Source organism: Halomonas sp. YLGW01 (assembly GCF_014840935.1).
In the GTDB taxonomy this organism is placed as follows: domain Bacteria; phylum Pseudomonadota; class Gammaproteobacteria; order Pseudomonadales; family Halomonadaceae; genus Onishia.
The window spans coordinates 1278127-1302382 of record NZ_CP062005.1; the positions used below are offsets into that span (position 1 = coordinate 1278127).

Genomic DNA, 24256 nt, shown 5'->3' on the forward strand with positions numbered 1-24256 from the left:
TTCGGGCGATTACTGCTCACTGGCAGTTGAGGATGACGCGGCCTGCCAGCGGCGAAACTCTCGCTGCCAGCGGGCCAGTAGCGCCTGTCGCTTGAGATCATCGAGAGTCGCCAGCAGGGCGGGGCTCAGGCGGATCGGCCTCAGGGCGTCGCCCAGACGTGCCTTCAAGGCGTTGGCGGTGCCGGGGCCCGTGAGGGCCGGGTGAACGGCGCCCAGTGCCGTGTGCTCGGCGAGGACCCGCTGGCCGCGCTCGCCAAGCAGGTAATCGACGAAGCGCTGGGCCGTGGCCCGATGGCGTGCGCGACGCGGAATCAGCGCCAGCCGCTGGGTGACCAGCGCATAGTCGCTCGGGATCACCAGCGTGAGGGCCGGATTCGCGGCCACCACGTCCCGGGCATAGCTGCCCAGCAGGTTGTAACCGAGCCAGTATTCCCCCTCCTCGAGGCCTTCGAGCATTGCGCTGGTGGTCTTCTCCAGTACCGTGTCGGCGGCGCCCAGCGCCGCCACCAGCTCCCAATAGCGGGGCGACAGCCGGGCTTCCTCGACGGCATAGCTGTAGCCGGCGCCGCTCGATGCGGGGTCATAGGTCACCACCCGGCCGCGCAGGGCCTGGCCGTGCTGCTCCAGTAGTTCCAGTAGCTCGGCGTGGCTTTGTGGGGCCCCGAAGCGTTCGGCCAGCTCGCGCCGGTAGACCATCACGATGGGCTCGAAGGTCACCGCGAACAGCTCCTGGCGCCAGCGCGCCCAGGCCGGCCAGTCGGCGGCACGGGCGCTGGCGAGTGGTTGGGCGTGGCCATCGTTGGCGAGCCGGTACTGCCAGGGCATGGCCGACGAGATCAGGACATCGGCGCTGGGTGTCTTGGCCGCCAGGAAACGCTGGTTGAGCTCGAGAGTAGTGAGGTTGAGATAGGTCAGCGAGACGAAGGGGAAGCGTCGATGAAAATCCTCGAGTAGCGGCCGGATCTGAGGAATATCCAGGGCGCCATGAATCGTCAGGCGCTCGAGGGGCTGGGTGGGGGTGGCGGTGCCGGGGAAACGCAGTGTTTCCTCTGCGACCGCGATGGGGACGGTGCCGAGCAGTAGCCCCAGTGTCAACACTAGGCCCAGGAATAGACTCCGACATGGCTTCGGCAGCATGCCTGGCCAGGCCCGGCGATGCCGGTCCGCGCCGGGATGCCCGGCCCCGATGTGGTTGGTGCTCGTGTGTCGGGGGCTCGTGCGCTCGATACCCGGGCGCCCAAGACAGCGGGTGAGCAGGTCTGATTGGATCATCCGCGATCTCCCGTGAAGTGAAGGGCGACCCTGAGGCCATGATCGGCGGCCGTCGGCTCAAGCGTCAAACGGGCCTTGTGGCCCCTCGCGATGCCATCGACGATGGCGAGCCCCAGTCCCGAGCCCTCGCCGCCGTCGCGGCCCCGATAGAAGGGGCGCAGTACCAGCAGGCGCTGATCTTCCTCGATGCCGGGGCCATCGTCTTCGACGGCTAGGGTCGGCGGGGTGTCGCTCACCCGCACCGTGATGTGCTGCGCACCGTAGCGCCGGGCGTTGTCGATCAGGTTGGTCAGTGCCTCTTCGAGCTGCCAGTCGACGCCATCGATCATCAGTGGCGTGTCATTGGCCTCGACGCCGAGATCGATGCCGGCCCGGTGGCAGCCTGCCCAGGCGTCGCGGGTGACGCGCCGGGCCAGGGCGTTGAGGTCCAGCGACGCCAGGTCCGGGGTGGCCTCCGGGTTGTCGAGGCGGGTCAGCGACAGCAGCTGGCCGGCGAGGCGCGCGGTGCTGGCGCTGGTGGCCTGCATGGCCTCGAGGGCGCGTCGCCAGACGGCGGGGTCGTCCTGGCGCAGCGCCAGTTCGGCACGGGTCGAGAGCCCGGCCAGGGGGGTGCGCAGCTGATGGGAGGCGTCGCCGATGAAGCGTTCCTGATTGGCGCGCACCCGCCGCATCCGGGCGAGCAGGTCATTGACGGTCTCGCGCAGCTCGGCGAGTTCTCTCGGCAAGGGCAGCTCCAGGGGGGCGAGGGTGCGCGGGTCCCGGGCGCGGATGGCGTGGCGCAACCGCGTCAGTGGGGCCAGAGCAGAGCGAATCGCCAGCAGCAGGGCGGCGATGGCCAGCGTTGCCATGGCGCCGATGTAGGCCAGGTTGCCGCGCAGCAGGCTGAGTGTCAGCGCCTCGCGGCCTTCTCGGGTATGAGCGACGCGGACCTCGAAGCGTTCCCGCAGGCTCCAGTCCTCGAGGCGGCTGTGACGGATGCCCTGGCGCAGGGCGAGTGATTGCCAGACGATGTCGCGATAGAGCAGGGTGTCGCCGCCCTTGCTGTCGCGGGCCAGGTCGGGGCGCGTATCGCCGGGCAGCCGGGCATTGCCGGTGATGAAGTCACCATCACCATCGTAGAGCGCATAGAAGACGCGCTCCTCGGCGTCGGTGGCCAGCATCTCCAGTGCCGCCGGCGGCAAGTCGAGCCATAGCTGATCGTCCTGCCATTGCACCCGGTCGGCGATTGCGAGTGTCGCGGCCTCCAGCAGGCGATCGAAGGCGCGGTCGGCGGTGTGGCGGGCATCCAGATAGGCCTGGATCAGCATCAGGGCGCCGAGCCCCAGCAGCGGCAGCAGCAGCCAGGTCATCAGACGCCGGTAGAGGCTGGCCGGTCGCCTCACGCTGCCTCCAGCAGGTACCCGAGGCCGCGCACCGTGCGCAGGCTCACGTCGCTGTCCTTCAGGCGCCGCCGCAGGCGGTGGATGTAGACCTCGATGGCATTGTCGCCCATGGCTTCGCCGGCGAAGGCGTCCTCGGCGAGGCGGGCCTTGTCCACCGGCGCGCCCGCGTTTCGCATCAGGCAGGCCAGCAGCCGCTGCTCCCGCGGGGGCAGGGCCAGCGTTTTGTCGTCGAGGGTGAAGCGCTGGGCCTCGGGGTCGAAGCTTAGCCCTCCGACACGCAGGGTCTGAGTCCGGCCGCGACGTCGCAGCAGGGCGCGCACCCGGGCCTCCAGCTCGTCGAGGGCGAAGGGCTTGGCGAGGTAATCGTCGGCGCCCAGGTCCAGTCCGCGGACCCGGTCCTCGATGGCGCCCCGGGCGGTGATGATCAGCACCGGGGTGTCGCTGTCGTGCCGGCGCAGCGCGGCGAGCACCTCAAGGCCGCCGGTGCCTGGCAGGTTCAAGTCGAGCAGCACCAGGTCGGCATCGTGGCCGGGTGCCGACAGGTGAGCCAGGGCCCGGTCGCCGTCATCCAGCGTGGTCACGCTGAACTGCTCGAGGCGCATGGCATCGCCAAGCGTCTCGGCGAGCAGCGGGTCGTCCTCGATCAGTAACAGCTTCATGGCGTGACTCCTTCATCCTGGTCCGGCGAGGGGGCAAGCCGGGTCACCGCGGCCGCCAGCAGCGCCTCACCCCGGGAGGCCTCGAGCCGGCCGCTGGGCCCGGAGAGCGACAGCCACAGCTCGCCCGAGCCGATGCCCTCTTCGCTCATTGCAGCACACAGCATCAGTCCCCCGTTCAATCGTTGGGCGGGGGCATCGGCGTGCTCGATGGGCCAGCTTTCACCGGGCTGCAGGTCATGGCGCAGGCCACAGGCCGGCAGGCTGACCAGATGGCAGCTGGCCAGGCCCTGGCCGACCTCGAGCAGGGCGGCGGTCTCGCCGCTCTGTTCGCAGAGCCGGTCCAGTACCGGCTGCACCCGGTCGGCGAGGCCGCGGCTGGGCCGATGACGCTTGCCGAGCCGCACGGGGGTCGGGCCCAGGGTGAAGCGTCCGTCGTCTCTTCTCGCCACATAGCCAAAGCGCTCCAGGGAGGCCAGCAACCTGAGCAGGGTGCTCTTGTAGAAGCCGGTGGCCTCGGCCAGCTCGGCCAGGCTGAAGTGCTCCTTCGGTGCATCGAAGACCTCTAGGATCGTCAACGCTCGCTCCACGGCTTCAACGCGTTGTTCTGCCATCTTTACTTGGTGCCTCCCGGGTCGCTTGCTCGTGCCGTGCTCGCCCATGCAACTTTGGTCGCATTTGGCCCTCAGGGCGTTGACGCCTCAAGTCGGTGCGCCTAACTTTCCACACCAAGGAACGGTGTTCTGCCTTACAGAATTGTAAGGTGGCTGACAGCTTCCGACAAGTCCTGAATGCCATACCCCAGCCGGGTCGCTTCAGGCGCACGCCAATGCATCCTGATTCACGGCATCCTGCATGTCCGCGGTGCGGGCCGGATGACCTAGCGAGGCCAATAACAATGTTGATGAAAAGCATGATCCAGAAACGCATGTCGATGAAGACGCCCCTCACGCTGATCACTGCCGCAGCGCTGACCCTGAGCGCCTCCGTGACTCAAGCCTTCGAACCGGAGGGCAAGGTCGAGTGTCTGGCGCCGGCCGACCCGGGCGGCGGCTGGGACTTCACCTGCCGCAGCGTCGGCAAGGTGCTCGAGGATCTCGATCTGGTGCCGCGCAGCGTGCAGACCATCAACATGGCCGGTGCCGGCGGCGGGGTGGCCTTCGCCCATACCGTCAGCAAGCGCGCCGGCGATGACCAGCTGCTGGTCGCGGCCTCCACCGCCACCACCACGCGGCTGGCCCAGGGGCAGTTCCCGGGCATGAACGCCGACATGGTCAACTGGATCGGGGCCCTGGGTGCCGACTATGGCGTCATCGCCGTGGCCGACGATTCCGAGTACGACGACCTGCCCGAGCTGATGGATGCCATCAAGGAAGACCCGCGCAGCGTCAAGTTCGCCGGTGGCAGCGCCAAGGGCGGCTGGGATCACCTCAAGGTACTGATCGCGGCCCAGAAGGCGGGTCTCGAGAACCTGCCGCGCATTCCCTACCTGTCCTACAACAATGGCGGCGAAGCCATGACTCAGGTGGTCGGTGGCCACGTCGATGCCTTCACCGGTGATATCACCGAGGCGCAGGGCTTCATGGAGTCCGGTGACCTGCGCGTGCTGGCGGTGCTGTCCGAGGAGCGTCTGCCGGGCAAGTTCAGCGAGATTCCCACCGCTCGCGAGCAGGGCATCGATGCCATCGGCCCCAACTGGCGCGGGTTCTACATGCCGGCGGACATCTCGGATGATGCCAAGCAGTACTGGCTCGACGCCATGGACACCGTCTATGAGAGCGAGGAGTGGAAGAACGTGATGACCCAGAACGGTCTGATGCCCTTCCACATGAGTGCCGGTGAGTTCGAGGCCTTCGTCAAGCAGCAGATCACCGACATCGAAACCCTGTCCAAAGATATCGGGCTGATTCAGTAATGACCTTCAATGACCGCATCTTTGGGGTCCTGATGATCGTCCTGGCCGTCGCGTACGGCTGGGGCGCTACCCAGTTCCCGGAACCCTTCGGCGGCGGGGCCGAGGCCGTCGGCCCCGAGACCTTTCCCAAGCTGCTCGCCGTGGTGCTGACGCTCTCCAGCCTGTACATGATCGTGCGTCCCGACCCGGACAACGCCTGGCCCTGGAGCCGTACCGGCCTTGAGCTGGTGATCGCAGTAGTGGTGCTGGTGCTCTACGCCATGCTGCTGCAGCCGCTGGGCTTCATTCCCAGCACCCTGCTGGCGGTGGGCACCCTGTGCTGGCGCATGGGCGCGCCTCCGGTCAAGGCCTATCTGACCGGTGCCATCGCGGGCGTGGTGGTGTTCCTGATCTTCAACTTCGCACTCGACCTGGCGCTGCCGCTGGGCCTGCTCGACTTCCTGGAGGCAACCTGATGGAAACGTTGGGCTTCCTGATCGACGGTTTCGGCGTCGCGCTGCAACCACATAACCTGATGTTCGCCCTGATGGGGGCCTTCCTGGGCACCCTGATCGGCGCGCTGCCGGGGCTCGGCCCCGCCAATGGCGTGGCGATCCTGATTCCGCTGGCCTTCACCCTGGGGCTGGCTCCGGAAACCGCCATGATCATGCTGACCTCGGTCTATGCCGGTGCCATGTATGGCGGGCGCATCTCCTCGATCCTCTTGAACATTCCAGGCGATGAGCCGGCGATGATGACCTGCCTGGACGGCTATCCCATGGCCCGGAAGGGTAAGGCGGCCGAGGCGCTGGCGATCTCGGCGGTGGCGTCCTTCATCGGCAGCCTGGTGGCCACCGTGGGGCTGATCATGCTGGCGCCGCTGCTGGCCGACTTCGCCTTGACCTTCGGCCCGGCGGAATACTTCGCCCTCTTCATGCTGGCCTTCGCCACCCTTGGCGGGATCACCGGCAAGAACCCCATGAAGACGGTGGTCGCGGCCTGTATCGGCCTGATGATCGCCACCGTGGGCATCGATTCCACCGGCACCCAGCGTTATACCTTCAATGTGCTGGAGCTCTACGAGGGCGTCGACTTCATCATCGCCATCGTCGGTCTGTTCGCGATCTCCGAGCTGATGTTCTTCATCGAGGATCGTGCCGGCGGCGGCAAGGAGAAGATCTCCGTCAACAAGCTGGCACTGTCCTGGAAGGACATCCGTGACATCCTTCCCACCAGCCTGCGCGGCGGCGTACTGGGCTTCATTGCCGGGGTGCTGCCGGGGGCGGGGGCGTCACTGGGCAGCTTCATCAGCTATACCCTGGAAAAGCGGGTGCTGGGTCGCAAGGGCCACTTCGGCGAGGGCGATCCGCGCGGCGTAGCGGCTCCCGAGGCCGGCAACAACGGCGCTTCGAGCGGTGCCCTGGTACCGATGCTGACCCTCGGCGTGCCGGGCAGCGGCACCACTGCGGTGCTGCTGGCACTGCTGATCTCGCTGAACATCACCCCCGGGCCGCTGATGTTCACCCAGAACGCGGATATCGTCTGGGGCGTGATCGCGGCACTGCTGATCGGCAACTTCCTGCTGCTGCTGCTCAACATTCCGCTGGTCGGCATCTTCGTCAAGCTGCTTTCGGTACCCCCGATGTACCTGCTGCCGATCGTCACCATGGTGGCCTTCGTCGGCATCTACTCGATCAGCAACACCACCTTCGATCTCTACTTCATGGTCGCCTTCGGGGTCTTCGGCTATGTGCTGCGCAAGCTCGAAATCCCGCTGGTGCCGATCATCCTCGGCCTGCTGTTGGGGCCGGAGATGGAGAAGAACCTGCGCCATGCGTTGGAGATCTCCGACGGTGACTGGATGGCGCTGTGGGACAGCGGCCTGGCCATCGGCCTGTGGGTCGTCGCCGGTCTGGGGCTGATCCTGCCCTACATCGTCGGTCCAATCCTGCGCCGCCGCATGCAGGCGGGCGGGGCTCAGACGGACTGACACGCCTTCGCGCAACGCCATTATCGCATCACCTTTTTAGGGCACCGGCCGACAGGCCGGTGCCCTTTTTCGTGGTGAAAGGAAAAGTTTCTTGCATCATTCCGGTGCTGGGGCTTTTTTAGTATCTCGCTAATGTATACAACTGCACCATAAAAGTGCATGGCGAGACGTGAGATCGCCAAAAGAGGGCGTACGGCGGGGGCTTGAGCCGTTGAGAGCGAGAACGGAAGAGGATGTCCGGTTGTTAAGAAAGATCTAAATAAATGATTATAAAGGGTTAATTTTCCTTGTCGATGTCTTGGCACGCCCCTTGCGATGTGGAGTTGGCCGGCCGTCTAACGGCCGGCCTCGTCGCTGGATATTGCCGAATAACAAGTTTCAAGAACAAGACACAAGCAAGGAGATCCATGTGAACACCTCGACCCCTTCCTCTCGCTGGCTGGCCGCGGCCCTTCTCTCTCTGGGCGTGGCCCTGCCGGCCCAGGCTCAGGAAGACCCTATTAAGGTCGGCATCCTGCATTCGCTGTCCGGGACCATGGCGATCAGTGAATCCACTCTCAAGGACACCATGCTGATGCTGATCGAGCAGCAGAACGCCGCGGGCGGTCTGCTGGGGCGTCAGCTCGAGCCGGTGGTAGTGGACCCGGCCTCCAACTGGCCGTTGTTCGCCGAGAAGGCGCGTGAGCTCTTGGCGCAGGAAAAGGTCGACGTGATCTTCGGCAACTGGACCTCGGTATCGCGCAAGTCGGTGCTGCCGGTCGTCGAAGAACTCAATGGCTTGTTGTTCTATCCGGTGCAGTACGAGGGCGAGGAGTCATCCGAGAATGTCTTCTATACCGGTGCAGCGCCCAACCAGCAGGCCATTCCCGCCGTCAATTACCTGATGAACGACGTCGGCGTGGAGCGCTGGGTGCTGGCCGGCACCGACTATGTCTATCCGCGTACCACCAACAAGATCCTCGAGGCCTATCTGAAGGGCCACGGCGTCGCCGACGAGGACATCATGATCAACTACACGCCGTTCGGGCATTCCGACTGGCAGAACATCGTCTCCGACATCAAGCGCTTCGGCAGCGAAGGCAAGAAGACGGCGGTGGTCTCGACCATCAACGGCGATGCCAACGTGCCCTTCTATCGTGAGCTCGGCAACCAGGGCATCGATGCCGCCGACATTCCGGTGGTGGCCTTCTCGGTGGGCGAACAGGAGCTGTCGGGCATCGATACCGCGCCGCTGGTGGGCCACCTGGCGGCCTGGAACTACTTCATGAGCGTCGACAACGACGCCAACTACGACTTCATCGATGCCTGGATCGACTACACCGGCGACGAGATGGCTGTCACCAACGATCCCATGGAGGCCCACTATATCGGCTTCAACATGTGGCTCGAGGCGGTGCGCAAGGCCGGCACGGCCGATGTCGACGCGGTCAAGGACGCCATCATCGGCGTGACCGTGCCCAACCTGACCGGCGGCTATGCGGCGATGATGCCCAACCATCACATCACCAAGCCGGTGCTGATCGGCGAGATTCAGGACAATGGTCAGTTCTCGGTGGTCTGGGAGACTCCGTCCACGGTTGCGGGGGACGCCTGGTCGGATTACCTCGATGGCTCGCGTGACCTGATCAGTGACTGGCGCAAGCCCATGGCATGCGGCAACTACAACGTGGTCGAGGGCAGCTGTGGCGGTGGCGTCGAGGCCGAGTAACTCTGGCCTTTGTGCATCATTGCTCAACACGGAGCAGCGGGGCGGCCCTGGTCGTCCCGCTGGCCTGACGAGTCACCTGTCTGGCTCTCATCGCTTTTCCAAAGGACAATCCCATGAGGATCACCCGATGCCTCACGCTGTGGCTGCTGTTGCTGACGATGGTCGGCGCCGCCCAGGCCCAGCAGGATGACCCCGGTCGGCCGCTGCTCGAGGCGTTGGCCGGTGCCTCCTATGCCGCCAAGGGCGAGGCCATCGAGGCCATCGTCGCCAGCGGCGATGCCCGCAGCCGTGCCTGGCTGGAAGCCCTGAACGACGGCAAGCTACAACAGAACAAGAAGACCGGCCAGTTCGTGGTGGTCCTGGCCAATCGTGGCCGGGCCTGGCCGGTGGAAGACGCCTTGAGCGGGGAGCCGCTCGGCGAGATGTCCCGGCGCGAGCTGGATCGCATCGGCATCAACAATGCCCTGCGCGGCCAGCTGCGTAGCACCCTGGCGGTCCTCGACCTGTATGTCGAGGACCCGGAGGCGCGCCTTGGCGCGGCCAACGATCTGCTCGGCCAGGTCGAGGCGGCCATGGTCGAGCCCCTCCAGACGGTGCTGGAAGTGGAGCCGAACGAGGCGGTGCGCAAAAGGCTCGCCGAGGCATTGGCCATCCATCGGCTCGAGCGGGGCGATGCCGCGGCCATCGAGCGCCTGAGCGGCAGCCTGCACCCCGAGGCCCGAGCGGCGCTCAACGGGGCCGCGGCGGGCGAGGACGCCGCGCTCGCCGCCAGTGCCAAGGCGGCCCTGGCTAACATCGAGCAGACTCTCAAGATCAATCGCGGCGTCGAGACGTTGTATTTCGGCCTGAGCCTCGGTTCGGTGCTGGTGCTGGCGGCGATCGGCCTGGCCATTACCTTCGGCGTGATGGGCGTGATCAACATGGCGCACGGTGAGCTGATCATGCTCGGCGCCTACACCTCCTGGGGTATGCAGCAACTGCTGCCGGGACAGCCGGGCCTGGCGGTGATCCTGTCGATTCCGGCGGGCTTCCTGGTCGCCGGCCTGGCGGGGGTGGCCATCGAGCGCGGCGTGATCCAGTTCCTCAAGGGCCGGCCGCTGGAGACCCTGCTCGCCACCTTCGGCGTCAGCCTGATCCTGCAGCAGCTGGTACGTACCCTGGTGTCGCCCCTCAACCGCACCGTGATCACCCCGGAATGGATGAGCGGCTCGCTGGTGATCAACGACGCCCTGTCGCTGACCCTGAACCGTCTCTATGTGCTCGGCTTCGCGCTGCTGGTATTCGCCGGACTAATGCTGGTGATGCGCCGCACGAGGCTCGGTCTCGAGGTGCGGGCCGTGACCCAGAACCGCGGCATGGCCCGCGCCATGGGCATCCGCGCGACCCGGGTCGATATTCTCACCTTCGGCCTCGGTGCCGGGGTGGCCGGACTCGCCGGCGTCGCCCTGGCGCAGCTGACCAACGTCGGCCCCAATCTGGGCCAGAGCTACATCATCGATTCGTTCATGGTGGTGGTGTTCGGTGGCGTCGGCAACCTGTGGGGCACGCTGGTGGCCGGCATGTCGCTCGGGGTGATCAACCAGGTGCTGGAGCCCTGGGCCGGGGCGGTGCTCGCCAAGATCATCGTGCTGGTGTTCATCATTCTGTTCATCCAGAAACGGCCCCGCGGACTCTTTCCGCAGAAGGGCCGGGCGGCGGAGGGCTGAACCATGGCGCATGCGAATTCTTCATCCTCCGGCCCCTGGCTGACGCGTCCCTTCACCGAGCGAGCGACGCGGCTGTTCCTCGCCGTTCTCGTCTTCTCGCTGGTGGTGGTCACGGTCCTGCACCTGGCCCTGCCCGAAGGGCATCCGCTGCATGTCTCGAGCTATACCGTGACCCTGCTCGGCAAGTACCTGTGCTACGCGCTGTTGGCCGTGGCGGTGGACCTGGTGTGGGGCTATCTGGGCATCCTGAGCCTCGGCCATGGCGCCTTCTTCGCCCTCGGGGGCTACGCCATGGGCATGTACCTGATGCGCCAGATCGGCGATCGCGGCGTCTATGGCGACCCGCTGCTGCCGGACTTCATGGTCTTCCTCAACTGGGACAGCCTGCCCTGGTTCTGGCAAGGCTTCGACATGGCATGGTTCGCCTTCCTGATGGTGCTGCTGGCGCCGGGCCTGCTGGCGCTGGTGTTCGGTTTCCTGGCCTTTCGTTCCCGGGTCACCGGAGTCTATCTGTCGATCATCACCCAGGCGCTGACCTTCGCCCTGATGCTGGCTTTCTTCCGCAACGAGATGGGCTTCGGCGGCAACAATGGTCTGACGGATTTCCGTGAGCTACTGGGCTTCGATCTGAGAAGCGACGCCACGCGGTTGGGGCTCTTCCTGGCCTCCGGGGTGGCGCTGGCGCTGGGGTATCTGGTGTGTCGCGGCATCGTCGGCAGCAAGCTCGGAAGGGTCTGCGTGGCCGCCCGAGACGCCGAGGCCCGGGTGCGCTTTCTCGGCTATCGGGTCGAGCGGGTGCAGCTGTGCGTGTTCGTGGTCTCGGCGATGCTCGCCGGGGTCGCCGGTGCGCTCTACGTTCCCCAGGTGGGCATCATCAACCCCAGCGAGTTCTCGCCACTTTTCTCGATCGAGATCGTGGTCTGGGTGGCACTGGGCGGTCGCGGCACCCTCTACGGCGCGGTGATCGGGGCGCTGCTGGTGAACTACGCCAAGACCGTCTTCACCGGCGTGATGCCGGATGCCTGGCTGTTCGCCCTCGGCGGGCTCTTCGTGGTGGTCACGGTGATGCTGCCCAAGGGCATCGCGGGGCTGATGGCCCGTCGCGTCAAGATGGATGATGCGACCCCACTCAAGGAGGCAACCCCATGAGCCTGTTCGATGCCCTGGCCGATCGTGATCGGGTCTTCGACTTCTTGGTGCCGGCGCCATCGCCGGTGGACGTGCGACACGGCCCGATTCTCTACCTGGACGACGTCAATGTCAGTTTCGATGGCTTCAAGGCCATCAATCATCTCAACCTGACCATCGATGACGGCGAGCTGCGCTGCATCATCGGCCCCAATGGCGCCGGCAAGACCACCATGATGGACATCATCACCGGCAAGACGCGGCCCGACAGCGGCCAGGTCTGGTTCGGCAGCCGGCACGACCTGCTGACCAAGAACGAACCCGAGATCGCCTCGCTGGGGATCGGCCGCAAGTTCCAGAAGCCGACGGTCTTCGAGGCGCTCAGCGTCTTCGACAACCTGGAGCTCGCCATGGCGACCGACAAGCGGGTGCTGCCGACCCTGACCGCCCGGCTCGGCGGTGAGCAGCGCGACCGCATCGATCAGGTGCTAAAGACCATTGGCCTGGAGGCGCTGCGTCACCGTCAGGCGGGCATTCTCTCCCATGGCCAGAAACAGTGGCTGGAGATTGGCATGTTGCTGATGCAGCGCCCGCGACTGCTGCTGGTCGACGAACCGGTGGCCGGCATGACCGAGCAGGAGATGGAGCGTACCGCCGAGCTGCTCACCGGCTTGGCCGGCCAGCAGTCGGTGGTGGTGGTGGAGCACGACATGGGCTTCGTACGCTCGATCGCCCGCCAGGTCACGGTGCTTCATCAAGGCAGCGTGCTGGCCGAGGGCAGCATGGACCAGGTCTCGAATGACCCGAAGGTCATCGAGGTCTATCTGGGCGCGGAGGAGGCCTGATGCTCACGATCGACAAGCTCAACCAGTTCTACGGCGAGAGCCATACCCTGTGGGATCTCGACCTCGAGGTGCCGCAAGGCGAGTGCACTTGCGTGATGGGTCGCAACGGTGTGGGCAAGACCACGCTGCTGAAGTGCGTGATGGGCGAGGTGCCGATCAAGAGCGGCAGCCTGCGCTTTGCCGGCGAGGTGGAGCTGACCAGGAAGCGCCTCGAGGACCGCTCCAGGCTCGGCATCGGCTATGTGCCCCAGGGTCGCCAGATCTTCCCGCTGCTCAGCGTCGAGGAGAACCTGCGCACCGGGCTCGCCGCCCGCCGGGACGGCAGCCGCCGCATCCCCGAGCGGGTCTTCGAGCTGTTTCCGGTGCTCGATGAGATGCGCCATCGCCGCGGCGGCGACCTGTCCGGTGGCCAGCAGCAGCAGCTGGCGATCGGCCGAGCCCTGGTCATCGAGCCGCGGCTTTTGATCCTCGATGAGCCGGGGGAGGGCATTCAGCCCAATATCGTCGCCCAGATTGGCGAGGTGATTCGCCGGCTGATCCGCGAGGATGGACTGACCGTGCTGCTGGTCGAGCAGAAGCTGCCCTTCGCCCGCAAGTATGCCGATCGCTTCACGATCCTCGACCGCGGCCGGCCGGTGGCCAGCGGCGGAATCGACGAGCTCTCCGATGACCTGATCAAGCGACACCTGACCGTATGACCGTCTTCAAGCCCCTCGACCCCGAGCAGGCATCGCCCGTCGCCAGCGGGCATCGCTTCGACGGCGAGCGCCACTGGGCAGCCGCCATCGACCTCGGTTTTACTCGCCGCGAGGAACCCGGCGGCGGCGTGACTCGCCTGACCCGGGCCCGTCACCAGGGCCCGCTGCGGGTGCAGCGCCCCTTCTACCCGGAGCCCCGGGAGGCCGGGGGGGAGGCGGGTAGCTGCCACGTCTACCTGCTGCATCCGCCTGGTGGGCTGGTCAGCGGCGATGCCCTCTCCATCAATGCCGAGGTGGGAGCGGGCGCTCGGGCCCTGATCACCACCCCGGCCGCCAACAAGCTCTACCGGGCCGACAGCCACGGGGTGGCCTGGGCCCAGCACACAAGGCTTTCGGTGGATACCGGTGGCGAACTCGAGTGGCTGCCTCAGGAGACCATCGCCTTCGATGGCTCCCGTGGGGTGCAGAGCACCGAAATTGCGCTTGAAAAGGAGGCGCGCTGCCTGGGCTGGGAGGTGCTGGCGCTCGGTCGCCCGGCTGGCGCGCTGCCGTTCGTCTCCGGGCATCTCGAGCAGCGCTTTTCACTGATGCAGGCCGGTCGCCCCCTGTGGCATGAGCGTCAGCTGCTCGACCCTACCCATCCCCGCTTCGCGGGGCGCTGGGGGCAGGGCGGTGCCCGGGTGCAGGCGACCCTGTGGGCGGTCGGGCTCGAAGACGAGGCCTCCGCCGTGGCCCTGCTGCGCGAGGCGCTGCCGGCCTCGCCCCGCTGGGCGGCGACGGTGCGCCAAGGGGTGCTGCTGCTGCGCTATCTCGGGGAGGAGCGGGACGAGGCCTGGCACCTGTGCCAGGCGGCCTGGGCGCAGCTGCGGCCGCGGCTGTTGGGACGCGAGGCCTGCGTGCCGCGCATCTGGCTGACCTGACGGGAGCCGGAAGGCCGGAAGGCTGCGGCCCATGCCTCGGCCAGCTGGCGCCCGGCAGTGATGGCAAACGACAAGAGGCCGGCATTGCGGCCCATGAATGACAAGGAGACGCCAAGGTGGAACTGACCCCGAGAGACAAGGACAAGCTGTTGCTGTTCACCGCGGCGCTGCTCGCCGAGCGCCGCCGGGCCCGCGGGCTCAAGCTCAACTATCCCGAGGCGGTGGCGCTGATCAGTGCCGAGATCATGGAGGGCGCGCGGGACGGGCGCAGCGTGGCCGAGATGATGAGTGCGGGGCGCGAGATCCTGACCCGCGAGGATGTCATGGAAGGGGTGGCCGAGATGGTCGACGAGGTCCAGGTCGAGGCGACCTTTCCGGATGGGACCAAGCTGGTCACCGTTCACCACCCCATCGTCTAAAACTGGCTGCACTCGACCAGGCTGTGTTGGTTTCACAACGAAAAATGCTCATTTACTAAAGTAAACTCGGGCGCGAGTCCGATCCGCTTTTTCGCCGCTCGCCGCCTTGCCTGGCCATCGTTCGCGCAGTTTTGCGTCATAGGGACAACAGTTAATGATGAAGAGGGAGCGTTGAGATGATTCCCGGCGAGTATCAATTGAAGGATGGCGAGATCGCACTGTGCGAGGGGCTCACGCGGATCACCGTGACCGTCGCCAACACCGGTGACCGGCCGATCCAGGTCGGCTCCCACTATCACTTCTTCGAGGCCAATCCGGCGCTTGATTTCGACCGCGGGCCGACTCGGGGCCATCGCCTGGACGTGGCCGCCGGCACGGCGATCCGCTTCGAGCCCGGTCAGAAACGTGAGGTGACGCTGATTCCCTTCACCGGTCGCCGCACCGTCTATGGCTTTCGCGGCGAGGTGATGGGATCGCTCTCTATGACGCCCGGTGCTGCACGCCAGTCTAGCTCTCCATCCAGCGCGCCCGACGCCGCGGGGCCTTCGGCAGTCGATGATACGGATCAGGGAGGTGAGTCATGAAGATCAGTCGACAGGCCTATGCCGACATGTACGGCCCCACCGTCGGCGACCGGGTGCGGCTCGGCGACACCGAGCTGTGGATAGAGGTCGAGCGTGACGCCGCCTCCTATGGCGATGAGGTCAAGTTCGGCGGCGGCAAGGTGATCCGCGATGGCATGGGCCAGAGCCAGCGCGCCGATGAAGCGGTGATGGACACGGTGATCACCAATGCGCTGATTCTTGACTGGTGGGGCATCGTCAAGGCGGACGTGGGGCTCCAGGCCGGGCGCATCGCGGCGATCGGCAAGGCCGGCAACCCGGATACCCAGCCGGAGGTCGAGATCGTGATCGGCCCCGGCACCGAGGTGATCGCGGGCGAGGGCAAGATTCTCACTGCCGGCGGCATCGATGCGCATATCCATTTCATCTGCCCCCAGCAGGTGGAAGAGGCGCTGATGAGTGGGGTGACCACCATGCTGGGCGGCGGGACCGGCCCGGCCACCGGCTCCAATGCCACCACCTGTACGCCGGGCGCCTGGCACATCGGCAAGATGCTGCAGGCGGTGGATTCGCTGCCCATGAACATCGGATTCCTCGGCAAGGGCAACGCCAGCCTGCCCGAGGCGCTGGAGGCGCAGCTCGAGGCCGGCGCCATGGGCCTCAAGCTCCACGAGGACTGGGGCACCACGCCGGCCTCCATCGATGCCTGTCTGTCGGTGGCAGAGCGCTATGACGTCCAGGTGGCGATCCATACCGATACCCTCAACGAATCGGGGTTCGTCGAGGATACCCTGGCGGCATTCAAGGAACGCGGCATCCACACCTATCACACCGAGGGCGCCGGCGGCGGCCACGCGCCGGACATCCTCACCGCCTGCGCCAAGCCCTATGTGCTGCCGTCGTCGACCAATCCGACCCGGCCCTACACGGTCAACACCATCGATGAGCATCTGGACATGCTGATGGTGTGTCACCACCTCGATCCTAACATTCCCGAGGACGTGGCCTTCGCCGATTCGCGCATCCGCCGCGAGACCATCGCCGCCGAGGATATCCTGCATGACCTGGGCGTGATCTCGATGATCGCCTCGGACTCCCAGGCCATGGGCCGGGTCGGCGAGGTGATCTGCCGGACCTGGCAGACCGCCCACAAGATGAAGGTCCAGCGCGGCCTGCTGCCGGAAGACGAAACGCTGGGAGCCGACAACCTGCGGGCCCGGCGCTACATCGCCAAGTACACCATCAATCCTGCCATCACCCACGGCATTGCTCACGAGGTGGGCTCGATCGAGGTCGGCAAGCTGGCCGACCTGGTGCTCTGGGATCCGGCCTTCTTCGGCGTCAAGCCGGCGCTGACTCTCAAGGGCGGGATGATCGCGGCGGCCCCCATGGGCGATCCCAATGCCTCGATTCCCACGCCGCAGCCGGTGCATTACCGGCCGATGTTCGGCGCCTTCGGCAAGGCCGCCAGCGCCACTCGGCTGTCCTTCATCAGCCAGGCGGCGCTGGCGGGAGGCCTCAAGGAACGGCTGGGGCTCGATAGCCCGCTGGTGGCCTGTCGTGACACTCGGGCCGTGCGCAAGGGGGACATGAAGCTCAATGATGTCTGCCCTGACCTCAGCGTGGACCCCCAGACCTATGAGGTGCGCTGTGACGGCGAGCTGCTGACCTGCGAGCCGGCCACCGAGCTGCCGCTCGCCCAGCGCTATCACCTGTTCTGAGCAGTGGGCGATAACCACACGTCAAGCGGCGCCGGTGGCAGGTCGAAGTGAGGGTCTTTTGCCATGGAAGGCAAAAGTAGCGTACAGGGAGGTATTTACAGCGCCCTCGCGAGACTGCCACAGGATCAGCCGCGGACAATTTCTAGAGACGATGCCAATGCTGAAATTGATCGAACGCCTGGGACCCATCGAGGCGAGCAGGGCCTGCGACACCCTGACGCTGCCCTTCGAGCTACGTATGCGCGGGCGCCTCAAGGCGCAGACCGATGGCGGCCAGGAGGTAGGCCTGTTTCTCGACCGCGGCCCGGTGTTACGCGAGGGAGAAGGCCTTGAGGCCGACAGCGGCGAGATCGTGCTTATCCGGGCCGCCGCCGAACCGGTGGTCACGGCACGGATCGATGCCGGCCTGGCCCTGGCGAGACTCTGCTATCACCTGGGCAATCGCCATGTGGCGCTGGCCATCGGCGCCGACGAGGCGGGTGGCTGGGTGCGCTTCCCGCCGGACCATGTCCTCGAGGAGCTGGCCGAGCGGCTGGGCGCTCGCCTGACGCATCACGACGCCCCCTTCGACCCCGAGCCCGGCGCCTATGCTCAGGCGGGCCATGCACATGGGCACTCGAATGGCCACTCACATGCTCACTCGCATGGCCACGGCCATTCCCATGATCATTCTCACAACCATTCCCATGGCAGTGAAGACGGCCATTGCCACGCGGCGGATCAGCATGACCATGTCCACTGATCCGCAGGCACCTGCCGCGGCCGTCGCGGGCCAGGGGGGGGACCTGGCCCTGCTGGGGCTTTTGCAGCTGGTCAGCCCGGCGCTGCCGATCGGCGCCTTCGCCTGGTCCCAGGGGCTGGAAAGCGCCTTCGAGCTCGACTGGGTGCGGGACGAGGAGAGCCTTCATGCCTGGCTCTCCGGCGTGCTGGAAGACGGGCTGTCACGCTGCGAACTGCCGGTGCTGGCTCGCCAGCATGCGGCCTTCCTGGCACAGGATGGCGAGGCGGTGGCGGGCTGGGATGCCTGGCTGGCGGCCAGCCGCGAAACCCGCGAGCTCGCCGAGGAGGATCGGCGGCTGGGCGCGGCCCTGAGGCGGTTGCTCGATAGCCTCGAGCTGCTGCCGGCCTCGTCCGTCCTGCCGGCCAGCGCCGGCTATGTGACCCTCTTCGCCTGGCTGGCCCAGGCACGAGGCGTGAGCCCCCGCCAGGCGCTGCTGGGTTTCGCCTGGGCCTGGCTCGAGAACCAGCTGGCGGTCGCCTGCAAGGCCCTGCCCCTCGGCCATACCGCCGCCCAGCGCCTCGTCGAGCGGCTGCGGCCCGAGCTGGTGGTGGCCGTGGATCGGGCGCTTGCTTTCACTGATGACGAGCTCGGCCCGCTGCTGCCGGGGCTGGCGCTCGCCAGCGCCCAGCACGAAACCCAATACTCACGATTGTTCAGAAGCTGAAGGAAAGGAGCACCTCATGAAGCATTGTTTGCGTGTCGGAGTCGGTGGTCCGGTCGGCTCCGGCAAGACCGCGCTCTTGAAGCAGTTGTGTCGTGCCCTGCGGGATCACTACGACATCGCCGTGGTCACCAACGATATCTACACCCGCGAGGACGCCGACTTCCTGCTGCGTCACGAGGCACTGCCTGCCGATCGCATCCTTGGCGTCGAGACCGGGGGCTGCCCGCATACCGCGATCCGCGAAGATGCCTCGATGAATCTCGCCGCCATCGACGATCTGCAGGCGCGCCACGAGGGCCTAGAGCTGGTGCTGGTGGAGTCCGGCGGCGACAACCTGTCGGCGACCTTCAGTCCGGAGCTCTCGGATCTGACCCTCTACGTGATCGACGTCTCCGCCGGGGACAAGATTCCCCGCAAGGGCGGGCCGGGCATCACCAAGTCCGATCTGTTGATCATCAACAAGATCGATATCGCCGATCAGGTGCATGCCTCCCTCGAAGTGATGGAGCGGGACTCGAAGATGATGCGCGGCGAGCGTCCCTTCGTGTTCGCCAATCTCTATGACGGCGTGGGCGTCGAGGAAATCATCCGCTTCATCCTCGATCGCGGCATGTTGCCGGAGCGTCGCCCCGGTACCGAAAAGCCCGTCGCCGACGCGCCGGCAGCGCGCCCGGCGCTCTGATCCCGACCGGTTCAATACCCCTTACCAGATAACGAAAGGACGTCATCATGATCCGTGATTCACGACGCATCGCTCTTGCCCTGGCGCCGCTGGCGCTGCTGTCTGCCGGTGCGGCCAGTGCCCATGCGGGCCACGAGCCCGGCGCGGGTGGCCTGCTGGCCGGCCTGCTGCATCCGCTGAGCGGAATGGATCATCTGCTGGCCCTGGTCGCCATCGGCCTGTGGAGTGTGCGCCAGTCACGCTCGCTTGGATGGGTCGTGCCCGGCCTGGCGGCGGGAGGCATGTTGCTGGGCGCCGGGCTTGCCTGGGGCGGGCTATTCCTGCCCGGGGTCGAGACCGGCATCGCCCTGTCGGTACTGCTCTCCGGCTTGCTGCTCGCCACCCTGGTGCGGTTGCCCGCACAGATCGGCGCGATGCTGGTGGTGACCTTCCTGGTCTTTCACGGTCAGGCCCATGCCGTCGAGATGCCGGTCGGCGCCTCGCTGCTGGCCTACCTGGCGGGCTTCCTGCTGGCGACGCTGGGCCTTGGTCAGCTGGGGCGCGCCTTCGGCCAGGCACTGGCGACGCGGGTGCCATATCTCGAGCGGATGGTCGGAGCCCTGGTGGCGCTGGCCGGCGGGATGCAGATCATGGGTTGACGAGCGGTGCTGCACATTCGTGCATCTCCCAAGCGCCCGGCCTCTCGCCGGGCGCTTGTTTTTTTGGCTTGGAATATCAAGAAAAACATGGCGTTGCCGATAGGTTCTGTAGAAGGAAGATTTTCGTCACCCGAAGGAAGGTGTCAGAGTAGAGGGATTTACGAGGCGCTCCGTGTCTGGAGTATGATATTTCTCAAGCTTTGGGACGAAAGCTTGAGTTGTATGCTTGAGGTTGAACCTAGTCGGGAGGACATCCGTCAATGGCGCCATCCTTAGCGTCGGAACAGGTATTTCGAGAATTGGCTGATGGATTGGCCCTAGACATCCCAACGGAGCACTTCTTCCCCGAGCTTGCCAACCGACTGGCCCGGGTTCTTCACGTCGATCATGTGATCGTCGCTGGCCTGGTGTCCGAGGATGCCGCTCTGGCGCGCACCCTGGGCCTGTGGTCGCATGGGCGCCTGCGGGACAACATCACCTACCCGCTGGCGGGTAGTCCCTGCGAGCGAGTGATTGGTCAGGAACCATGCCACATCCCCGAAGGGGTCTGTGGGGCCTTCCCCGATGATACGCTGCTGGCCGAGCTGGATGCCGAGTCTTATCTGGGCATGCCGGTTATCGGCCGCGAGGGGGAGGCACTGGGGCTGGTCGCGATTCTGCATTCACAGCCCCTGCACGTTCCCCAACTTGCCAGAGAGGTGCTGCGCATCGCTGCGATGCGCGCCGGGGCGGAACTGAATCGTCAACGCATCATAGCCACCGTCCAGGAGAGCGAGCGTCGCCTCGATACCTTGATGAGTCACCTGCCGGGGATGGCCTATCAGCGTCTGCACGACGAGGCGGGCCGTCTCAAGTTCGTGAGCCGTGGCGCCAAGGACCTGATTGGCCTCGAGGCGGCGCAGTTGACCGCCGGAGCGGGGTGCTCCTTCATGGAGCTGGTGCATCAGGACGATCGCCAGCGCATCCAGCGCCAGATCCTGAAAGACATCGAGGCATGTCGGCCCTATCAGCTGAGCTATCGACTGCATACGGCTAGCGGTCAGGTGTGCTGGGTCTCAGAACAGGGGCAGGCGGTGCTGGATGCCGATGGCAAGCTCGCCTGGCTGGAGGGGTTCATCTTCGATAACACGCGACATCACGAGTCCAGGCGGATTCAGCAGGCGGTCACCCAGATCGCTTCGTCGGTCACGGCGCGGGGCGGCGAGCCCTTCTTCGACCAATTGGTTGATCACCTGACCCGGGCCCTGGATGCCGATGCCGGCGTCATCTCGACCCTCGAGGGTGGGCCGGCGGCTGGCCGAGTGGCGACGCTGGCGGCGGTGATCGATGGGCGTAAGGTCGATAACTTCTGTTATGCGCTCGAGGCGACACCCTGCGCCGAGGTGATGAGGCGGGGGACATCCGTCATCCCCGACAATGTCGCCAGCATGCTGCCGCCCGAAACCGACAACCAGCTCGCCTGGGCGCGAGGCCATGTCGGTCTGCGCCTGGACCATAGCAATGGGGATGCGCTGGGGGTGCTGGTGGTCCTGTTCCGTGAGCCCATCGAGGATCCGGATTTCATCACCACGGTAATGAGGATCTTCGCCGCCAATGCAGCAGCCGAGCTAGAGCGCCAGCATAGTGACGACCACATCAATCGCCTGGCCTTCTCCGACGCCGAGACCGGCTTGCCCAACCGTGCCTACTTCATGTCACGAGTCGGCGATGCTCTGATGGCCGCCAAGGCGACCCGGTCATCCTTGGGGCTCTTGTTGATGGACCTCCGGCGCTTCAAGGAGATCAATGACACCTTCGGTCACAGTGTCGGCGACCGGGTGCTGGCGGCTGCAGGGCACCGTTTTCAGGGGGTGCAGGTCAAGGGCATCGAGCTGCTGGCGCGACTAGGGGGCGACGAGTTCGCGGTGCTGATCGAGGCGCCCAGTCCGGCAAGCCTGGCCGAGCGCATGCAGTGTTATCAGCAGAGTCTCGAGGCACCGTTGGAGGTCGATGAGCGCTGGTTCGCTCTGGATGTGAGCATCGGTGGCGCGCTGTATCCCGAGCATGGCGATTCTCCCGGCGAGCTCTTCCAGCATGCCAGCCTGGCGGCTCACCATGCCAAGCGACAGGGGCAGGGACGCTGGCTTTATGACGAGCAGCTGGGCACCGCCATCGTGCGCCGTCAGCAGCTCCTCGACGAGTTCATCGCCGCGCTGCGCGGCGAGGGTCTCCAGCTCTATTATCAGCCGCAGGTGGATCTTGCCACGGGGCGTCTGTCTGGCGCCGAGGTGCTATGCCGCTGGTGCGATCCCGTGCGTGGCTGGGTCAGCCCGGGAGAATTCATCCCCCTCGCCGAAGAGCGGGGGCTGATGAAGGAGCTCGGTGCCTGGGTGCTCAAGACCGCCAGCGCACAGCTGCGGGACTGGCTCCAGGACGGGCGGACGGGCCTGCCTCGCTTGTCGGTGAATGTCTCCGCCCAGCAGTTGGAGGATGCGCACTTCTGTGAGGAGGTTGGGCGCCATACCGCCGGGGTCAGCCCCATGCAGATCGGTCTGGAGCTCACCGAGAGCGGTTTCATGCGCGACCCGGAACAGGCCCTGCGCCTGATGCAGGTTCTGAAGGCGCAGGGCTTTGGCCTCGCCATCGACGACTTCGGCACCGGCTACTCCTCCCTGGCATACCTCAAGCGCTTCTCCTCGGATACCCTCAAGATCGATATATCCTTCGTGCGTGACATGCTCTCGTCGAGTCATGACTACACCATCGTCACGACCATCATCGCCATGGCGCGCAGCATGGGGATGAAGACCGTCGCCGAAGGTGTGGAAACGTCGGCACAGGCGCGGGCCTTGGCCGAGCTTGGCTGCGATCAGGGGCAGGGCTTCTATTTTGCTCGACCGATGAGCGCCGAGGACTTCGACAACCAGTGGCTGGGTCGACAATAGCGTCGAACGAATCACGCATCGGCGCAGTGAGCCGGGGTGGCGATTTTGTCGGTCGGGAGAGGGTCCATGTATCCGACCGAGTCGCCCGAGGGCTGCCGGCATAGCGAAAGGACTAGACCAAACGGGAGCCGCTTTCCCCGATCTTGACGAGCCGTCGGCCCGGTCTAGCCTGAAGACATGCTAGGAGCTGGCATGGCTGTATTGGACCGACCGGCATGAGGCTCGTCGGCATGCACCAGCTCATGAGGAGTGGGCATGAAACGGATGTGTGTGTCCTGGCTTGTCTTGATCGGGCTGATGGCATCAATGTTGGCCTATGGACAGGATGTTTCACCGCTGGAGGGTGGCCAGGGTAGCGATACCACGCCGCTGGCTCAGGCATCGGGCGGGCAGGGCCAGGGGGGTGCCGGCGGTCTTGCCCCGGGCGGAGCGGCGGGAGGGGCCGCCGCCGGCATGTCCTCGGCTTCCATCGCTGGCATCGTGCTTGGCTCGGCGATTGCCATCGGGGTGGTGGCCGCCTCCGTCGGGGGAGGCGGTGGTGGTTCCTCCGGCGCGACGGGCACCACTGAGTAGTGCTTACGCACAAGACCTCGTGTCGGACTGTATCACCAGGTCGCCTTCTGGCGATTAGGATGTGTGCTGGTTGCGAGCATGAGACCACCTAGCCTTGCTACGCCATAATGGCAAGTCATGGCCCCAGTAGTCGCGGCTTGCCGTGACAGTGTCACGTTAGTTGTCTCGCCACGAATCCCGCACAAGTCAGAATGAGTCCTTAAGACGGCAGAAAGCCCCGCAGAGCGCATCATACGGGGCTTTCAGCGATGTCATGTTCTTGGTGCGGATGGGGAGACTCGAACTCCCACGCGCTGAGGCACTAGAACCTAAATCTAGCGTGTCTACCAATTCCACCACATCCGCAACGCTGCAGTATTTTAGAGATGACAGCCTCTAAGTCAAGGTATATCAGGAAGTTTCAGGTACCTGGCGGCCTGCTCTGGCAGCGTGTCGGTCGAACGTTGTGTCAGGTGAGGGACGCGGCCCAAGCAGGGCGCCGGCAGGTGATGGGTCAGGGTCGCTAGGTTGTCATCCGCCTCTTCGAAGTCGGTCGTGACGCCATTGGCGACCCAGCCCGCAAGCCGCAGCCCCTGTGCCCGGATCGCCTCGGCGGTGAGCCGGGCATGGTTGATGCATCCAAGGCGCAGGCCGACGACGAGAATCACCGGCAGCTGCAATGCGCCGGCCAGGTCGCTCAGGTCCTCGTCCTCATTGAGCGGTACCCGCCAACCACCGGCGCCCTCGATCAGGGTCAGGTCGCGCTCCGCGGCGAGCGGGGATGCCATGGCTTGAGTCAGGTCGGCCAGGCGCAGGGTATCGCCCACCTGACGGGCCGCCAGATGAGGCGCGATGGCCGGGGCATAGGCGAAGGGGTTGATGGTCGCGTAGTCGACCTCGGGATGGCTGTGAGCCTTCAGGGCGAGGGCATCCTCGTTGCGGAGCCCCTCGGGATACCGTTGACACCCCGAGGCCACCGGTTTGAGGCCGAGGGTCGTCAGCCCATGATGTCGCGCCAAGGCCAGCAGGCCTGCGGTGATGAGCGTCTTGCCGGCGTCGGTGTCGGTTCCGGTGATGAAATAGGCAGCCATGCTGTATCCGGTAGTGTTCCAG

General features: G+C 65.7%; 23 protein-coding genes and 1 tRNA gene. 18 read left to right on the top strand and 6 right to left on the bottom strand.

What is annotated here, in order from left to right; translation table 11 throughout:
* Positions 1-9: 9 nt before the first annotated feature.
* From IEJ03_RS05960 to IEJ03_RS05975, 4 genes are read right to left on the bottom strand one after another with little or no spacing between them, the layout of a single operon-like run.
* Complete coding sequence (locus tag IEJ03_RS05960) at positions 10-1272, bottom strand: ABC transporter substrate-binding protein (RefSeq protein WP_242458060.1); 1263 nt, start codon at positions 1270-1272, stop codon at positions 10-12.
* Positions 1269-2654 carry a sensor histidine kinase gene (locus IEJ03_RS05965; RefSeq protein ID WP_242458061.1) on the bottom strand — a complete coding sequence of 462 codons (1386 nt, stop codon included), beginning with the start codon at positions 2652-2654 and terminating at the stop codon, positions 1269-1271. The genes IEJ03_RS05960 and IEJ03_RS05965 overlap by 4 nt, the downstream gene beginning before the upstream one ends.
* Positions 2651-3313, bottom strand: a complete 663-nt coding sequence (locus tag IEJ03_RS05970; protein WP_192036754.1) for a response regulator transcription factor — start codon at positions 3311-3313, stop codon at positions 2651-2653. The genes IEJ03_RS05965 and IEJ03_RS05970 overlap by 4 nt, the downstream gene beginning before the upstream one ends.
* On the bottom strand, positions 3310-3924 hold the full coding sequence (locus tag IEJ03_RS05975) for a helix-turn-helix domain-containing protein (protein ID WP_192036755.1): 615 nt from the start codon (positions 3922-3924) through the stop codon (positions 3310-3312). Before IEJ03_RS05975 ends, IEJ03_RS05970 begins: the two co-directional genes overlap by 4 nt.
* A gap of 314 nt (positions 3925-4238) precedes the next feature.
* Here IEJ03_RS05975 and IEJ03_RS05980 point away from each other — a divergent pair, with 314 nt between their 5' ends.
* From IEJ03_RS05980 to IEJ03_RS06065, 18 genes are all read left to right on the top strand, one after another.
* Positions 4239-5225, top strand: a complete 987-nt coding sequence (locus IEJ03_RS05980; RefSeq protein WP_192037206.1) for a tripartite tricarboxylate transporter substrate-binding protein — start codon at positions 4239-4241, stop codon at positions 5223-5225.
* Positions 5225-5680 (top strand): tripartite tricarboxylate transporter TctB family protein, encoded by a 456-nt coding sequence (locus IEJ03_RS05985; RefSeq protein ID WP_192036756.1) that lies wholly within the window; start codon positions 5225-5227, stop codon positions 5678-5680. The genes IEJ03_RS05980 and IEJ03_RS05985 overlap by 1 nt, the downstream gene beginning before the upstream one ends.
* Positions 5680-7194: a tripartite tricarboxylate transporter permease gene (locus IEJ03_RS05990; RefSeq protein ID WP_192036757.1), complete on the top strand. Its 1515-nt coding sequence runs from the start codon at positions 5680-5682 to the stop codon at positions 7192-7194. Before IEJ03_RS05985 ends, IEJ03_RS05990 begins: the two co-directional genes overlap by 1 nt.
* A gap of 439 nt (positions 7195-7633) precedes the next feature.
* Complete coding sequence (gene urtA, locus IEJ03_RS05995; protein WP_242458106.1) at positions 7634-8902, top strand: urea ABC transporter substrate-binding protein; 1269 nt, start codon at positions 7634-7636, stop codon at positions 8900-8902.
* A gap of 113 nt (positions 8903-9015) precedes the next feature.
* Positions 9016-10608 (top strand): urea ABC transporter permease subunit UrtB, encoded by a 1593-nt coding sequence (gene urtB, locus IEJ03_RS06000; RefSeq protein ID WP_192036759.1) that lies wholly within the window; start codon positions 9016-9018, stop codon positions 10606-10608.
* A 3-nt stretch (positions 10609-10611) separates the two neighbouring features.
* Positions 10612-11757 carry an urea ABC transporter permease subunit UrtC gene (gene urtC, locus IEJ03_RS06005; protein WP_192036760.1) on the top strand — a complete coding sequence of 382 codons (1146 nt, stop codon included), beginning with the start codon at positions 10612-10614 and terminating at the stop codon, positions 11755-11757.
* A complete protein-coding gene (urtD, locus tag IEJ03_RS06010; RefSeq protein ID WP_192036761.1) occupies positions 11754-12581 on the top strand; it encodes an urea ABC transporter ATP-binding protein UrtD in 828 nt (275 codons plus the stop codon). Before urtC ends, urtD begins: the two co-directional genes overlap by 4 nt.
* Positions 12581-13279 carry an urea ABC transporter ATP-binding subunit UrtE gene (gene urtE, locus IEJ03_RS06015; RefSeq protein ID WP_192036762.1) on the top strand — a complete coding sequence of 233 codons (699 nt, stop codon included), beginning with the start codon at positions 12581-12583 and terminating at the stop codon, positions 13277-13279. Before urtD ends, urtE begins: the two co-directional genes overlap by 1 nt.
* Positions 13276-14199 (top strand): urease accessory protein UreD, encoded by a 924-nt coding sequence (locus IEJ03_RS06020; protein WP_192036763.1) that lies wholly within the window; start codon positions 13276-13278, stop codon positions 14197-14199. Before urtE ends, IEJ03_RS06020 begins: the two co-directional genes overlap by 4 nt.
* A gap of 116 nt (positions 14200-14315) precedes the next feature.
* Positions 14316-14618, top strand: coding sequence for an urease subunit gamma (locus IEJ03_RS06025; protein WP_192036764.1), 303 nt, complete (start codon positions 14316-14318; stop codon positions 14616-14618).
* 176 nt (positions 14619-14794) lie between these two features.
* The gene (locus IEJ03_RS06030) at positions 14795-15202 is read left to right on the top strand and encodes an urease subunit beta (RefSeq protein WP_192036765.1); all 408 of its coding nucleotides are present in this window, start codon (positions 14795-14797) and stop codon (positions 15200-15202) included.
* Positions 15199-16902 (top strand): urease subunit alpha, encoded by a 1704-nt coding sequence (gene ureC / locus IEJ03_RS06035; RefSeq protein ID WP_192036766.1) that lies wholly within the window; start codon positions 15199-15201, stop codon positions 16900-16902. The genes IEJ03_RS06030 and ureC overlap by 4 nt, the downstream gene beginning before the upstream one ends.
* 157 nt (positions 16903-17059) lie before the next feature.
* Positions 17060-17644: an urease accessory protein UreE gene (ureE, locus tag IEJ03_RS06040; RefSeq protein WP_192036767.1), complete on the top strand. Its 585-nt coding sequence runs from the start codon at positions 17060-17062 to the stop codon at positions 17642-17644.
* Positions 17634-18347: an urease accessory UreF family protein gene (locus tag IEJ03_RS06045; RefSeq protein ID WP_192036768.1), complete on the top strand. Its 714-nt coding sequence runs from the start codon at positions 17634-17636 to the stop codon at positions 18345-18347. Before ureE ends, IEJ03_RS06045 begins: the two co-directional genes overlap by 11 nt.
* A gap of 16 nt (positions 18348-18363) precedes the next feature.
* A complete protein-coding gene (ureG, locus tag IEJ03_RS06050; RefSeq protein ID WP_192036769.1) occupies positions 18364-19029 on the top strand; it encodes an urease accessory protein UreG in 666 nt (221 codons plus the stop codon).
* Between the two features lie 47 nt (positions 19030-19076).
* Entirely contained in the window at positions 19077-19667 is a 591-nt protein-coding gene (locus tag IEJ03_RS06055; RefSeq protein WP_192036770.1) for a HupE/UreJ family protein, read from the top strand.
* A gap of 311 nt (positions 19668-19978) precedes the next feature.
* Positions 19979-22591: an EAL domain-containing protein gene (locus IEJ03_RS06060; RefSeq protein WP_192036771.1), complete on the top strand. Its 2613-nt coding sequence runs from the start codon at positions 19979-19981 to the stop codon at positions 22589-22591.
* A gap of 255 nt (positions 22592-22846) precedes the next feature.
* Positions 22847-23164 (top strand): hypothetical protein, encoded by a 318-nt coding sequence (locus IEJ03_RS06065; RefSeq protein WP_192036772.1) that lies wholly within the window; start codon positions 22847-22849, stop codon positions 23162-23164.
* Between the two features lie 260 nt (positions 23165-23424).
* On the opposite strand, the gene IEJ03_RS06070 is transcribed toward IEJ03_RS06065, so the two are convergent.
* Positions 23425-23509 (bottom strand) — tRNA-Leu (locus IEJ03_RS06070).
* 35 nt (positions 23510-23544) lie between these two features.
* Positions 23545-24234: a dethiobiotin synthase gene (bioD, locus tag IEJ03_RS06075; RefSeq protein ID WP_192036773.1), complete on the bottom strand. Its 690-nt coding sequence runs from the start codon at positions 24232-24234 to the stop codon at positions 23545-23547.
* Between the last annotated feature and the right edge of the window lie 22 nt (positions 24235-24256).